Origin of the sequence: Rhizobium sp. LjRoot254, from assembly GCF_964254105.1 — a bacterium.
GTDB lineage: Bacteria > Pseudomonadota > Alphaproteobacteria > Rhizobiales > Rhizobiaceae > Rhizobium_E.
On sequence record NZ_CAXUSM020000001.1, the window covers coordinates 412,783 to 426,170 of the forward strand.

The following is a 13,388-nucleotide window of genomic DNA, read 5'->3' on the forward strand; positions in this document are numbered from 1 at the left end:
ATAGTGTGCCGCAAAAACCAATGGGCGGAAACCTCTCTTGTTTCCGCCCGCTGTTTATAGGCGAGAGACCCGGCCTTATGGGCAGGTCAGGTAGGTGTCCTTGAAGGAGCCCTGGATCTTCTTGGTTAGGGCCTTCAGGTCGTCCTTGTAGGTCTCGGCATTGGCCGAGGAGATCAGCAGCGTGCCGGAATCGATGAAGTGTGCCGTCTGCGGGGTCTTCACCCAAGGCGCGTCGGCCTTCAGCGTGCAGCCGCCGGCGATCAGGTCGAGCGCATAGGCGCCGATATAGCCCTGGCCATAGGGGTTCTGCGCCATGGTGCCGGAGACGAAACCATCCTTGATGCCATCGAGCACGATCTTGTCGTCGTCGATGCCGATCATCTTGATGCGCTTGTCGCCGAGGTTTTTCAGCGCGGTCGCGGTGACGACCGACGAGACATAGCCGGTGGCGATGATGCCGCCGACCTTGTCCTTCGAGGAGGCGAGCAGCGCGTTGACCTTCTGGTCGCCGGCTTCCTGGCTGTCGGTATCGCCGATCGTCTGGAGCAGGGTGACCGCGCCATTGGTTTCCGCCACGGCCTTCTCGACGGCCTGGACACGGAGCACGGTATTTGGATCGATGAGCAGGCCCGCCATGTGCACGACGGCACCCTTGCCGCCCATGGCTTCGATCAGCGCCTTGGTGCCGATATAGGCCGACTGGTAGACGTCGGTCGCCATGCAGAAGTTCATGTCGGTCGGGTCCTGGGCGCAGCCGCCGAGTGCGACGGCAGGGATGTTGTTGGCCTTGAACTCGCCGATCGTCGAATTGATGCCGACGGCGTCACCGGGGAAAATGCCGAATGCAGTGGTGCCCTGTGCCGCGAGGCTTTCGAGCAGCTCGGTCTGCAGTTCGAGCTTCCATTCGGAAGGCACCTTGTATTCGACCGAAGCGATCGAGAAGTCCTTCTGGGCGTCGGCGGCAGCCTGTTCCCAAGGCGCGAAATAGGGATGCGGGCCGCCGGGCACGAGAACGATCTTGTTATCGGACGCGGACGCGACGAGCGGAAAAAGGGCGACGGAGCAGGCAAGTGTCGCGACAGCAAAGCCGCGGGAAAAACGAGTGCGCATGATTTCCTCCTTGTGAGTGCAGCCTGGATTTCCTCCCGCAGGGTGCCTCTGGAGCTATCGGTAACATGAACGAATATCGCATGCAATATTCGTTTATTGACTTTTTTGCCGATCGGGCTCTATTGGAGTTGTTCGGTGGATGCGCCGTTTGGGGAGGACAGTTTTTTGGAACCGGAGCGCGAAATCGCAACGCTGAATGGTGGCCGCGACGAGCCCATTTACGCGACGATCCACGCGGTGCTGCGCGATCACATCGAACGCGGCAAGCTACCGCCCGGCCTCGTGCTCGGCCAGGCCAATGTCGCGCGCGCGTTCAATGTCAGTCGCGTGCCTGCCGGGATCGCGCTCTCCAGACTTCGCGACGATGGCCTGGTGAGTACATTCGAGGGCCGGGGCTATGTCGTGCCAGGCGCGAAGCCGTTCAGGACCGAGCTCTTCGAGGCCGGCCTCGTGGTTCCGCCCGAGGTCGTCAATCCGTCCGTGACGCGGCGCGAGCAGATCTATTCGGACGTCGAGCATGCGGTCGCGGCCTGCCTTGCCTATGGCCGCTTCATGCTCAATGAAACCGCGCTTGCCCAGCATTTCGATGTCAGCCGCACGATCGCCCATGAAGTGCTGACGCAACTCGAACGGCTTGGCATCATCGAACAGGATAGCAATAACAGATGGTATGCCGGCCCGATGACATCGGACGATCTCGAGCACCATTTCGAAATGCGGTGGATACTCGAACCGCAGGCACTGCGTCACGCATATCGGTGGTTGGACAAGAACGAGATCAGCGCCCGGCTCGATCGGATCGAGACAGCGCGGAAGCATGAGATGCTGCCGCTTGATCGTGAGCAACTGGAAGCGGACCTGCATATACATACGCTCGCGCCATGTCCGAATTCACTGCTCCTTCACGCCGTCCGTCGCAGCCAGCGGATACTGATCGCGACGCACTCGGCCTTCGAGAACTACCAGCATGGCGGTGAAATCACACAGATGTCGGAAGAACATGTCATGGTGTACAAGGCATTGCTGAATGACGATATCGATCTGGCGTGCTCGATATTGGAGGCGCATCTGCGGCGGGCGCTCAATCCCAACCTCGAAATTCTGAACCGGCTCGAAGCGCTGCCGGAGGCGCTCAGGCTGCCATATCTCGTTCAGGTCAGGTAATAGCAGCCCGTCAAAATCGCTTCCCTTCAAGAACGGCGTGAATTTCCTCCGTTATCGCGTGTTATTTCGCATCGTGGAAAATGAGACCCAGTGTGTGGCGCTTGCCGGAGCGCAGGCGACTGACGCCGTGCCGCAGGTTGACGCGATAATAGCCTTTCGAACCGCGCACCGGCCGGTTATGTACGGCAAAGGCTACAGCATCGCCCTGCCTCAACGGCACGACTTCGGCGCGGCTCTGCATGCGCGGCCGCTGTTCGGTCAGCACGAATTCACCGCCGGTGAAATCGCGGCCGGGGTCGGAGAGCAGGACCGCCACCTGCAGGGGAAAGGCGAGATCGCCATAGAGATCCTGATGCAGCGCGTTGAAGTCGCCTTCGACATATTGCAGCAGAAGCGGCGTCGGTCTTGTCTGGCCGGCTTTGTGGCAGAACTCGAGATATTCCGCATGATCGGTCGGATATCTGGTCTCGTCGCCCATCCGCTCGTTCCACGCATTGGCGGTCGGGACAAGCTGCGCATAGAGTGCGCCGCGCAGGCCTGACAGAAGCGATGGCAAGGGATATCGGAAATAGCGGTATTCGCCACGACCGAAGCCGTGGCGGGCCATGATGATATGGCTGCGGAAATAGGATTCGTCCGGGTAAAGCGCTGCGATATCGGCACACTCTTCAGGCGTGAGCAGTCTCGGGAGGATGGCGGCGCCGTGTAAATCCAGTTCGGCACGTAGCGCCGGCCAATCATAAGCGGCGACCCGGCTTGCAGCATCGGCGCTGGTGGGGTTTTGGAAATGCGTGTTCATCGGTCGATCCTTCCATGTCATTCGAGAGAAGGGATCAGGTTAGCGGGGTCATTCGCGCGAGGCAGCCCGTTTCTTGTATTTCGCTGATATTCTTGCGCCGGCGGCCGGGCTGGGTCATCAGTGGCGGGAGAGGATTCGGGTGGCTGAATGCCTGATAGAGAAATTGCGATCATCGGTGGCGGACCCGCAGGGCTGATGGCGGCGGAGGTGCTGTCGTCCGCCGGGCATGCCGTGTCCATCTATGAAGCCATGCCGACGATCGGCCGTAAATTCCTGCTGGCCGGAAAGTCGGGTCTCAACATCACCCATGCCGAGGATTATTCCGCGTTTCGCACCCGGTTTGGCAAGACATCCGCGATATTGCGGCCGGCGCTCGATGCCTTCACGCCGCAGGACGTGCGAGACTGGGCTGCTGGCCTTGGCACGGAGACATTCGTCGGCTCATCCAATCGCGTGTTTCCAACCACGATGAAAGCGTCGCCACTCCTGCGCGCCTGGCTGAAACGCCTGGAAACGCAGGGCGTGAAGATACTGACGCGCCATCGGTGGATCGGGTTCGACGGCCAGAGCCTGCTGATTGAGGCGCCCGCCGGCCGGTTTGCCATCACACCTGACGCCGTCCTGCTCGCGCTGGGTGGCGCCAGCTGGCCGAAGCTCGGCTCGGATGCCGCCTGGACTGGCTGGCTCGCGGACAAGGGTATCCGGATCGCGCAGCTCCGGCCGGCAAACTGCGGCTTCGATGTCCGCTGGAGCGATATCATGCGCGAAGGCTTCGCCGGTGCCCCGCTTAAATCGGTCACCGCCACATCGGCCGCAGGCACGTTTTCGGGCGAGTTCGTCATCAGCCATCATGGCATCGAAGGCAGCCTGGTCTACGCGCATTCTGCCGCCCTGCGCGATAGATTGGAAAAAGAGGGCCATGCCGAACTGGTCGTCGACCTGATGCCGGGAAGACACCTGGAGCGCATTGCCAAGGATCTCGCCCGGCAGGATCGCAAGGCCAGCTTCTCCACCCGGCTCCGCAAGGGCGCCGGAATCGAAGGCGTCAAGCTTGCACTGATCCGCGAACTCGTCCCACCAGCCGATCTCGCCGATCCCGAGCGGCTGGCGCGGCATATCAAGACACTGCCGATTCCGCTGCTCGGGCCGCGCCCGATCGAGGAGGCGATTTCATCGGCCGGCGGCGTCACTTTTGACACTATCGATGCCAATTACATGCTAGATATGTTGCCGGGCACGTTTGTTGCGGGCGAAATGCTCGACTGGGAAGCGCCCACCGGCGGCTATCTCCTGACAGCCTGCTTTGCCACGGGGCGTGCTGCGGCCCGGGGGATTATTGACTGGCTGGAACACGGTAGGAACAGAGACCGTTGAAGGTCCACACATGCAAAGGGGCTCGCCATGCGGCACTCGCCATACCAGATGTTCTTCGATCTCTCGCGACTCGCCTTCGAATCCAACATGGTGATTGGCCTCAGGATGATGAAACTCGCAGCGGGCGGACCCAAGGCAATCAGCGAAGCGAGCCTCATGACCTCGGAGAAACTTCAGGCGGCCTCTTCGGTTATGATAGATGGCGCGTTTGCCCTCGCCTCGGGCAAATCCATGGAATCGGTCGGCAAGAGCACGGTCGCGCATTATCGCAGACAAGTCCGCGCCAACCATCGCCGTCTCAGCAAGTAACGGCCTGTTACATTCGGAACAGCCAAATCGACCCAGCCATGCAAGAAACCCTCCAACGGCAATCAAGCCAATGGAGGCATTTCAAATGTCGCACCTGTTCGTTCTCGCATTCATCGCTGTCTTGACCTTCGGCGCCCAGCCCATGTCATATGCGTTCCGCAAGATCACGTCGCGATAAATTCGGGAACACTTCCATTTCCCGATTGTTCTGCTCCTGTCATGAAAATGAAGAGGAGCTTCGTGATGCAATCCAAGAAGACGCACGAGCAGCAGATGCGCATCATCGAGAAGCGCGTCAATACGGCCAATGCCGGCCCGGATTTCGATATCGAAACCGACCTCAAGCGCTCCGATGGGGCCAAGAGAGCTTTCCAGCAAGGTGAGAACCTGAAGCCCGGTCCCGACGGCCTCGCCGAGAACCGTGGTGTGATCCGCGGTGGCAACCAGGAAAGCGCGCATCACAAAGGCTCCGGCAAACCGCACTGAATCTGTCATCATTCGAGAGTGATAGGAGGATCAGATGTCCCTGACACTCATGAGCCCGGCTTTCGCCGATGGGCAGCAAATCCCGACGAAATATGCACGCGACGGCGAGAACCTTTTTCCACCGGTGAAATGGAGCGGTCCGCCGGAAAATACCAAAAGCTTCGTATTGATCGTCGAGGATCCGGATGCGCCGCGCGGCACGTTCCGTCATTGCGGCATTTTCAACATTCCCGCCGATTGGGATGGCTTGCCGGAAAGCATCGACACCAAGCCCGGCAATGGTCCGCGCTTTGCCAAGAACGATTTCGGCGATGCTCGCTACGATGGCCCGCAGCCGCCGAAGGGTCACGGTACGCACCATTACCACTTCCGATTAGCGGCGCTCGATGTTCCGCATCTGGCTGTGCCAGGGTCGGCAGGGGTGGAGCATCTATGGAAAGAGGCGAGGAAACACGCGCTCGCCGAGGCGGAACTGACCGGCACTTTCGAAGTACACTAGGTTGGAAAGGAACCGATCATGACTTCGGCTGCACATTTCAAGACACGAAAACCAAGCGACAAGGATCTCAAGCAAGACCCCGGCATCGGCCGTTCGCGCGGCATTATCCTGCCCGAGGAGGATGAGTCGCTGCAGGCGGACAACACGGTGGAAGGCGACGTTGCCAACGACACGACGCCGCAAGGCGGCATCGATCCAAAACAACGAGGACGCACCAACAAATAGCACGCCAAGGTGAACGTCATGAGCATGGCAGACCTAAAGCCCAACGACGCGGATCGGGTGGCAGGGTGCCCGAAACCTATCCATTCGGACTGTGACCATGTTTGGATCGGCTGAATTTCGAGATCGAACAGACGCCGGCAGGCAGCTTGCCGAGGCACTCGGCGGCACTGCGATCGAGGACCCTGTGGTGCTCGCCCTGCCGCGCGGTGGAGCGCCGGTGGCTTATGAGATCGCACGCTTCCTCGACGCTCCGCTCGATCTCCTCTTCGTGCGCAAGATCGGAGCGCCTGCGAACAAGGAATATGGCGTAGGCGCCGTGATCGACGGCGATCCGCCCGAACGCGTCCTGGATCGGAATGCGATGCGCTATGCCGGTGCCACGGACGAATATGTGGAAGAGGAAACCACGCGTGAACTGGCCGTCATCGCCGAGCGCCGCGCGCGTTATCTCGGCGGTCGTGCACCCATTCCGCTGGCGGGACGCAACGTGATCCTTGTCGATGACGGCATAGCGACGGGAAATACCGTGCTCGCCGCGATCAAGGGGCTGAGGCAGATGCAGGCGGCTTATGTGCTGCTTGCTGTTCCCGTCGCTCCACCGGAGACGATTGAACGGCTCGCCCGCGAGGTCGATCGGGTCAACTGCCTATCGACGCCACGGACCTTCATGTCGGTGGGCGGCCATTACGACGATTTCGGCCAGGTGCCTGATGAAGAGGTGATGCGGATCATTGGAGAAACCGATCATCCCGAGCGCGGTACGCCTTCTTCGCGATCGATATCCTCATAGGCCTCGTCGAGTTTCTTCTCCGCATTCGGATCGAGACCGGGCGGGTCGCCGGGCGTCCCGAAATTGGGTCCCTGGTCGATCGCCTTGGCCGCCTTCTCGACCTGATCCTTTTCAAAGTGGCTCTGGCCGATATGCGGTTCGTCTTGACCGCGATGATCCTCGCGAGGCTTGAAATCTACCATGATCCGCACTCCGTGAAAGGTCCGGATTCAACGGACGGATGTTGGAAATGTTCCGCTGCGAGCAAGAGCGCAAAATGAAAAGGGCGCCCGCAAGGGACGCCCTCTTCAAACCGTCCCGAGATGGAAATCAGAACTTGAAGCCGAGGCCCAGCAAAGCCTTGTGCTGCTGGAAATCGACCTTCGTTCCGCCGATCTTCTCTTCGCCGAAATCGTTGAAGCGATATTCGGCACGGGCGAACATGCTGTCGGTGAACTTGTAGTCCACGCCGGCGCCAAGGGTGTAGCCCTGAAGGACTTTTTCCTTGGAGTTGTTGCCGCCCGCGGGATCTACATAGCCGTTGGCTGCAGTCCAGCCGCCGGTACCGAAGATCAACGCGTTGTCGAACGCGTAACCGACGCGGGCACGGGCGCTGCCGCCCCAATCGGTGCCGGCTTCGACGCCATTGTCGAATTTCTTGTTGTTCCAGTCGTAGCTGAAATCGCCTTCGACGCCGAGGACGATATTGTTATCGAGCTGCCTGTTCCAGCCCGCAAAGCCGCCGAGCGTCCCGCCCATGTTGTTGCGGGATGATTCATTGACGCCATCGTCCAGTCGGCCTCTCAGCCAGCTGGCGCCACCATAGGCGCCGAGATAAGCGCCGTCCCAGGAGTAAACCTGAGCCTCTTCGACAACCGTTTCCGGTGCTGTCGGCACCTGTTCGACGAGGTCCGCAGCCATCGCTACGGTGGCCGAACCCGCCAGCAAGGCAGAAACGAGAATTGTCCTGATCATAGTATGCTCCTTCGACTCTTTACCCACGCGAATTCGAGGTAAACCGCGAAACTCAAACCTTGCCGAGTTCCTTTGGTTCCCTTTCATATGGGCAAAAATCGAGGTCATTCCATGGCGGCAAAAAGGTGATGCGGCGACCGGTCGCAGGCTGGAGGTCCGATCGGATGGGCTTGGCACCCATCCTCAAGCATTCGGATTCAGCGCGACAGCCGGCCGATGCAGAAGCCTATGAAGGCGGCCCATAGCGCTGCACGAACCGGGTTTTCCGCGATCATGTCGGTGGAGTTCTCGGCCACGCGGCGCTTGACGTAGTGCGAACTCGCCTGGGTGATCAGCGCTATGGATTCCTTGATGCGTTCAATCTCCGCGCCAATCGCCGACAGTTCCTCGTCACTTGTCGCCTCGAACGCCTGCTCGGCGGCCTCACGCTCGCGGTTGTTCACCGCATCCAGTGCTTCATCGACCAAGGGTGCACTCTCCTCTTCCGGGGTGCTGGCATGGGTGGGCTTGTTGATCTTGTTGCGGAACGCCATGACGAAATCCTCTCCTGATTTTGTCTGAGAACGCGTGCCGGCCGCATGTGTTCCTGTATGGCGTTTATTTCGCGGCCAGCGTTCACAGGTTTTGCAAAGTCGCCGTTTATGTGCTCAGAGCGGATGAGAGAACTTGCAATGTCGCCGGTTCCCGCCACGCAGAAAGGTAAACCGCAATGATCGAACCCATCGGAGTCTTGTTATACGGGGGCAGCGATGACGATATCGCGGTCGTGGTCGGGGAGGAGCATGACGATGTCGAGTTCCGCTTCATCATGCTGGTCGGTGGCAAGACCGGCGAGACGCTGAAATTCCAGCCGAGCGACAACATGACTGTCGGCGAATTCTTCGAAGCCATGGACGACACGCCCGGCAATCCGAGCGAAGACGCGATCCTGCAGCTTCTGAAGCGCGAAGAGAACGCCGCCGTGCTGGTTGCCTTCGACGGCGAACCGCGCACCTTCGATCTCGAAGAAATCACCCACTGACAAGCCCAACGGCATGCATCAAGGGCGCCGGGAGGAACCTTCCGGCGCCCCTTTTCTATCGTGGACTTTAGCTAGTTCGTCTTGGTCTGCTTGCCTTCTGCAGCGCGTGTCGCATCGATGATCTGGGCAAGCAGCGCATGAAGATCGTCGCGGTGGCCGGAGCGCGCGGCGGACGAACCTTCGTCTGATGTCATCACGACCGTCAGTTCCAGACGCGGCACGATGTAGAGCATCTGCCCGCCGTAGCCCCAGCCGAAATGAACCTCCTCGCCGGCGATCCGCCGCATGAACCAGCCGTAGCCATAGCTGTCGCCGGTGTAGCGGGAGGTGGTGCGCGGTTGCCAGGATTTGTCGATCCAGTCCTTCGAAATCAGCCGCTTGCCTTCAGGCGTGATCCCGCCCGTGCGATAGAGTTCGCCGAAAGCCAGAAGCGACCTTGGGCTCATCGCCATCATGTTGCCGCCGACATAGATGCCCTGCGGATCGCGGCTCCACCAGGAGATCCGGAACCCTTCGAGCGGGCCGAGCCATTCGTTGGCGAGCGCGCGCGTCGAACGGCCGGCTTTCTTGGTCAGGATGGCCGAAAGCAGATGTGTGGAACCGGTGGAATAGATCATGCCTCCGCCGGGATTGTCCTCAAAGGGCTGCGACAGGACAGTCCGCACCCAGTTGGAGCTCTCGATCCATGCGCCGTATTCCTCGCCGGAGGTCGAGCGGAGCCCCGCCTGCATGGAGAGCAGGTTGCCGATGGTGATCTGGGATAGGCGTGGATCGGCGTTCTCGGGCATATCATCGGACAGGATTGGTTCGATGCGCTGGTCCGTGCCTTGGAGGATGCCCTCTTCGATGGCGATGCCGACGAGCGCCGACATGATGGATTTCGACGCCGACATGATGCTGGTCGGGTCCTTCGACGTGTAGCCGCGATAGCCGTGTTCGGCGATGATCTCGCCCCGGCGCGCGACAACCACCGTCCGGAGCGGTTTCAGCGCCCCGGCTTTCGCCAGAATGGCAGAGAGCGAAGGCGACTTCTCTTCCTCCGCCACCGCCGGCAGAGAAAAAAGCAGTGCCATTGCCATGACGACGGCTCGTAGAAACATGCGTCGGTTCCCGTTCCTGCTGCAAGCTTGGAGCAAACGGGCTTGTGGAGCAAGACTTGGCCTCTTTCGGGACCTCGCTTCCATGCTATGGATCACGATATCGTCATCATCCGGGTACTCCTCATGCGTTCTTCCAAAGTCATCCATGTCGTCACCTGCCACGCAGAGGGTGAGGTCGGGGATGTGATCGTGGGTGGGGTCGCGCCGCCGCCGGGCGATACGATCTGGGAGCAGAGCCGCTTTATCGCGAAGGACCAGAGCTTGAGGAACTTCGTGCTCAACGAACCGCGCGGCGGTGTCTTCCGGCATGTGAACCTGCTGGTGCCGCCGAAGAACCCGAAGGCGCAGATGGGTTGGATTATCATGGAGCCCGAGGATACGCCGCCGATGTCCGGCTCGAACTCGATCTGCGTCGCGACTGTGCTGCTCGACAGTGGCATCCTGCCGATGACAGAGCCGAAGACGCGGATCATTTTGGAAGCGCCGGCAGGGCTGGTCGAAGTCGTCGCCGAATGCCGTAATGGCAAGGCCGAGCGGATTACGGTGACCAATGTGCCAAGCTTTGCCGCAAAGCTCGATGCTGTACTTGAAGTGCCGGGACTTGGAACTCTGACCGTGGATACGGCCTATGGCGGCGACAGTTTCGTGGTGGTCGATGCCGAAAAGCTGGGCTTCAAACTGGTGGCAGATGAAGCGCGGCAACTCGCCGAGACCGGCATTGCGATCACCAAGGCAGCGAACGAGCAGCTTGGTTTCACCCATCCGGAAGATACGGGCTGGGATCACATCTCGTTCTGCGCCTTTGCCGGTCCGCTTTACCGCGAGGAGGGCAGGTTGATGTCGCGCTCCGCCGTGGCAATCCAGCCGGGCAAGATCGACCGCTCACCGACAGGCACAGCGATCTCGGCGCGCATGGCGATCCTCAATGCGCGCGGCCAGCTCAATGTCGGCGAGACACTCACCGGCATCTCGATCATCGACTCCCGGTTCACCGGCACGGTGGTGCGCGAAACCACCGTCGCCGGCCAGAAAGCCATCGTGCCATCAATTTCAGGCCGCGCGTGGATCACCGGCACATCGCAACTGATGCTCGATCCGGCTGACCCGTGGCCGGGCGGCTACAAGCTGTCGGATACTTGGCCTAAACTCAGTTGATTTCGATTAGGGCGGCCTCACCGTCTTCATGGATACGGACCGTCTGACCGTCTGCGATCCCGTCGATCGTGCAAACGACAACTGGGCAGACGATGCCATAGAGCGAGTGGGCAACCATCGCACCCGCCGTAATGATCGGGTCCGGCCGTTGCATGACGATAGCGATCGGGCCGGTGCCGTTCCGGATGGTTTCCGCGAGCACCGACGAGGCGGATGACGAGCCGCGTCCCGAGGGCATGACCAGCACCTTAGCCTTGAGGAGCGCGCCGCGATGGGTCTGGGACTGATCGATGATCCTGCCGGTCTCGGCCTCGACCCCGCCCCAGAAACTTAATGGTGTCGCCAATCGGATCACCAGCCCCTCGGCGGTGCCCCTCAGATAAAAGATGCCCCTCACGCCAGCCTCACGATCCGGCCGGCGGCGGCCGACGCGACGCAGTCCTCCATCGAGCCGAAGCCCACCTGGACGCCGATATTGCCCGGCGCGTAATGTGCCCATTTGCCGGAATTGGTCATGACGGTGCCGTCGAGGCGTTCGAGGATCGCGGTGAGATAGGTGCAGGTGTCCGTGACGACCTTGAGGCCGTAACCTTCGCAACCGCCCAGCATTCCATCACGCAACAGTCCATCATAAGTCTCGCGGCCGGTATTGACGTAGATGGGGATGCCGGCGCGCGGTTCAGTGGCGCGCAGAAGCGGGATCAGCCGGTCCCATTCGGCCCGGGAGAAATGCGGTGTGCCGAGACAGACTGCCGTGATCTCCTTGCCATCGGGTGCGGTGGAGAGATGCGCCAGCACATCCTTGATACCATCGGGCGTAACAATAATCGTCTCGTCCGGCTCGTATCCATGCAGCGCATCGCGAAGCGTCGGCGCCTCGGGCGTGATGCCGACGGCATGGAACAGGCCGACTGCGCCGGATGATGCTGAAGCGGCACCCAGTGCCTTCAACTGATCCTCGTCGTGCGGCGACGGCAGGCCTTCGATGACGGGCACGCGCTCGCCCGATTTCAGGCCAATGATCAGGCCGATCGCGACATAGAGCGAATCCAGATCGAATTCATTGTCCTTGAAGCCCTGGAGTCGAAACAGGATGCGGCCCCTGCGGTTCTCGTCGAGATGCAGGCCATAGGCGGGCGCGCGGCCTGATATGGCGCAACAGAGATCGATGAAATCGCCATAGCGGTTGGTGCGAGCGCCGATCACCGAATTGGCGAAGACGATGGCGTTGGATTCGCCCCAGGCGATCTGTTCGCCGAAGCGCGGCCGGAACATGGTCTGATAGGGCGCGCAAGTGAAGCTCGGCATGCAGCCGAGTTCCTCATGCGCCTTCATCAGCCGGGCGAGGGGCTCGGTCTCCTCGCGGGTCATCAGCATGATTTCGGGATGGATCAGGTCGATCGAGCCGACATTGAGCGTCGTCGGCACTTTCACCTTGCCGCCGAGATCGACGAGCCGCTCGACGAAATCGAGACTGACCTGGCCGTGATAGAGACAGCCGTCGATATGCGATCCCGCGATGTCGAGAAAGCCCTTGGCGCCGACCGAGCCGGCGAAGCCTACCAGGATCTCGAAAGCGAAGGCCGCGGCCTTGCCTGCCTCGCCATTGAGCATGGCATGATCGCGGTCTTCAAGCATTAGCGCCAAAGTCCGCGCTCCGTGATGATCGCCTGCATCGGTATGTCGTGCCATTGCGGGTGGATGGTCGGGATGTGCTGGCTGGAATAGCCGACGCCGACCACCAGCGGCTTGCCGGGATGGGCGGCAAGCGTGCGGTCGAAGAAGCCGCCGCCATAGCCAAGCCGATAGCGCGAGGGGTCGAAGCCGACCAGCGGCGAGATCACGATATCGGGCAGCATTTCCTTGCCCTCGGCGGGGATCGGAATATTCCAGATACCGCGATCGAGCTTCTCGCCCTGTTTCCACGATTTGAAGATCAGCGGCTGGCCCTTGGCGACGACGATGGGCAGAAGACAGGTGGCATCGCGCGCGGTCGCAGTCTCCATCCAGCCGCGCAGGTCGGGCTCGCCTCGGAATGGCCAGTAGAGGCTGACGGTTTTTCCCGCGATATCGCCAAGAAGATCATCGAGTGCATCGGCAATCGCTTGGGAATGGGCGCTGCGGGTATCGGCCGATAGCGCCAGACGTTTGGCGATCAGCGCCTCGCGGCGCGCCTTGCGCCATGCCGAGACGCCTTCGGGCGGCGTGGGCGGTGCAAGTCCGGCGTAGACCGGATCGATCTCATGCAGGAGACAGGCAGGTGAGGCATATTCGGCTTGGATATCTTCATCGTCAGGCATATCGGCCTCCGCTTCGGAGCAGTCCGAACAGAGCAGAAGTCGGCACCGCTGACAATGCATTGCTGCGGCAGGCTGCGTCGCTCTTTATCGCTTGCGCATGCT

18 protein-coding genes are annotated in these 13,388 nt (G+C 60.8%); 9 read left to right on the forward strand and 9 right to left on the reverse strand.

The window, feature by feature from the left end; all coding sequences use genetic code 11:
- Positions 1-75: 75 nt before the first annotated feature.
- Positions 76-1,110, reverse strand: coding sequence for a substrate-binding domain-containing protein (locus ACSQ26_RS02070; RefSeq protein ID WP_436005802.1), 1,035 nt, complete (start codon positions 1,108-1,110; stop codon positions 76-78).
- Between the two features lie 165 nt (positions 1,111-1,275).
- Here ACSQ26_RS02070 and ACSQ26_RS02075 point away from each other — a divergent pair, with 165 nt between their 5' ends.
- Positions 1,276-2,274, forward strand: a complete 999-nt coding sequence (locus tag ACSQ26_RS02075) for a GntR family transcriptional regulator (protein WP_436005804.1) — start codon at positions 1,276-1,278, stop codon at positions 2,272-2,274.
- Between the two features lie 61 nt (positions 2,275-2,335).
- Here the strand turns inward: ACSQ26_RS02075 and ACSQ26_RS02080 are convergent, their stop codons facing one another.
- Positions 2,336-3,073: a 2OG-Fe(II) oxygenase gene (locus tag ACSQ26_RS02080; RefSeq protein WP_436005806.1), complete on the reverse strand. Its 738-nt coding sequence runs from the start codon at positions 3,071-3,073 to the stop codon at positions 2,336-2,338.
- Positions 3,074-3,220: 147 nt separating this feature from the next.
- Here ACSQ26_RS02080 and ACSQ26_RS02085 point away from each other — a divergent pair, with 147 nt between their 5' ends.
- The 6 genes from ACSQ26_RS02085 to ACSQ26_RS02110 all read left to right on the forward strand — a co-directional run bounded on the left by ACSQ26_RS02085 (position 3,221) and on the right by ACSQ26_RS02110 (position 6,756).
- Positions 3,221-4,447 (forward strand): TIGR03862 family flavoprotein, encoded by a 1,227-nt coding sequence (locus ACSQ26_RS02085; protein ID WP_436005808.1) that lies wholly within the window; start codon positions 3,221-3,223, stop codon positions 4,445-4,447.
- 27 nt (positions 4,448-4,474) lie between these two features.
- Positions 4,475-4,756, forward strand: a complete 282-nt coding sequence (locus ACSQ26_RS02090) for a hypothetical protein (protein ID WP_436005810.1) — start codon at positions 4,475-4,477, stop codon at positions 4,754-4,756.
- Between the two features lie 243 nt (positions 4,757-4,999).
- Positions 5,000-5,242: a hypothetical protein gene (locus ACSQ26_RS02095; protein ID WP_436005812.1), complete on the forward strand. Its 243-nt coding sequence runs from the start codon at positions 5,000-5,002 to the stop codon at positions 5,240-5,242.
- Positions 5,243-5,276: 34 nt separating this feature from the next.
- Complete coding sequence (locus tag ACSQ26_RS02100; protein ID WP_436005814.1) at positions 5,277-5,741, forward strand: YbhB/YbcL family Raf kinase inhibitor-like protein; 465 nt, start codon at positions 5,277-5,279, stop codon at positions 5,739-5,741.
- 18 nt (positions 5,742-5,759) lie between these two features.
- A complete protein-coding gene (locus ACSQ26_RS02105; RefSeq protein WP_436005816.1) occupies positions 5,760-5,966 on the forward strand; it encodes a hypothetical protein in 207 nt (68 codons plus the stop codon).
- A 97-nt stretch (positions 5,967-6,063) separates the two neighbouring features.
- Complete coding sequence (locus ACSQ26_RS02110; RefSeq protein ID WP_436005818.1) at positions 6,064-6,756, forward strand: phosphoribosyltransferase; 693 nt, start codon at positions 6,064-6,066, stop codon at positions 6,754-6,756.
- Here the strand turns inward: ACSQ26_RS02110 and ACSQ26_RS02115 are convergent.
- The 3 genes from ACSQ26_RS02115 to ACSQ26_RS02125 form a co-directional block, all read right to left on the reverse strand.
- The gene (locus ACSQ26_RS02115) at positions 6,711-6,938 is read right to left on the reverse strand and encodes a hypothetical protein (RefSeq protein WP_436005820.1); all 228 of its coding nucleotides are present in this window, start codon (positions 6,936-6,938) and stop codon (positions 6,711-6,713) included. The two genes, ACSQ26_RS02110 and ACSQ26_RS02115, sit on opposite strands and share 46 nt — an antisense overlap.
- A 127-nt stretch (positions 6,939-7,065) precedes the next feature.
- Positions 7,066-7,710: an outer membrane protein gene (locus ACSQ26_RS02120; RefSeq protein WP_436005822.1), complete on the reverse strand. Its 645-nt coding sequence runs from the start codon at positions 7,708-7,710 to the stop codon at positions 7,066-7,068.
- A gap of 197 nt (positions 7,711-7,907) precedes the next feature.
- Positions 7,908-8,243 (reverse strand): hypothetical protein, encoded by a 336-nt coding sequence (locus tag ACSQ26_RS02125; protein ID WP_436005824.1) that lies wholly within the window; start codon positions 8,241-8,243, stop codon positions 7,908-7,910.
- A gap of 176 nt (positions 8,244-8,419) precedes the next feature.
- On the opposite strand from ACSQ26_RS02125, the gene ACSQ26_RS02130 reads away from it, so the two are divergent.
- Positions 8,420-8,731: a hypothetical protein gene (locus ACSQ26_RS02130; protein ID WP_258158155.1), complete on the forward strand. Its 312-nt coding sequence runs from the start codon at positions 8,420-8,422 to the stop codon at positions 8,729-8,731.
- A 71-nt stretch (positions 8,732-8,802) separates the two neighbouring features.
- Here ACSQ26_RS02130 and ACSQ26_RS02135 read toward each other — a convergent pair whose 3' ends face one another.
- The gene (locus ACSQ26_RS02135) at positions 8,803-9,831 is read right to left on the reverse strand and encodes a serine hydrolase domain-containing protein (RefSeq protein ID WP_436005826.1); all 1,029 of its coding nucleotides are present in this window, start codon (positions 9,829-9,831) and stop codon (positions 8,803-8,805) included.
- 123 nt (positions 9,832-9,954) lie between these two features.
- Here ACSQ26_RS02135 and ACSQ26_RS02140 point away from each other — a divergent pair, with 123 nt between their 5' ends.
- Positions 9,955-10,986: a trans-3-hydroxy-L-proline dehydratase gene (locus ACSQ26_RS02140; protein WP_436005828.1), complete on the forward strand. Its 1,032-nt coding sequence runs from the start codon at positions 9,955-9,957 to the stop codon at positions 10,984-10,986.
- Here ACSQ26_RS02140 and ACSQ26_RS02145 read toward each other — a convergent pair.
- Genes ACSQ26_RS02145 through ACSQ26_RS02155 form a run of 3 tightly spaced genes read right to left on the reverse strand, consistent with a single transcriptional unit; the run spans position 10,979 to position 13,286 of the window.
- Complete coding sequence (locus ACSQ26_RS02145) at positions 10,979-11,383, reverse strand: aconitase X swivel domain-containing protein (protein ID WP_436005830.1); 405 nt, start codon at positions 11,381-11,383, stop codon at positions 10,979-10,981. The two genes, ACSQ26_RS02140 and ACSQ26_RS02145, sit on opposite strands and share 8 nt — an antisense overlap.
- The gene (locus ACSQ26_RS02150; protein ID WP_436005832.1) at positions 11,380-12,633 is read right to left on the reverse strand and encodes an aconitase X; all 1,254 of its coding nucleotides are present in this window, start codon (positions 12,631-12,633) and stop codon (positions 11,380-11,382) included. Before ACSQ26_RS02150 ends, ACSQ26_RS02145 begins: the two co-directional genes overlap by 4 nt.
- Positions 12,624-13,286: a 5-formyltetrahydrofolate cyclo-ligase gene (locus tag ACSQ26_RS02155; RefSeq protein WP_436005834.1), complete on the reverse strand. Its 663-nt coding sequence runs from the start codon at positions 13,284-13,286 to the stop codon at positions 12,624-12,626. Before ACSQ26_RS02155 ends, ACSQ26_RS02150 begins: the two co-directional genes overlap by 10 nt.
- Positions 13,287-13,388: the final 102 nt, after the last annotated feature.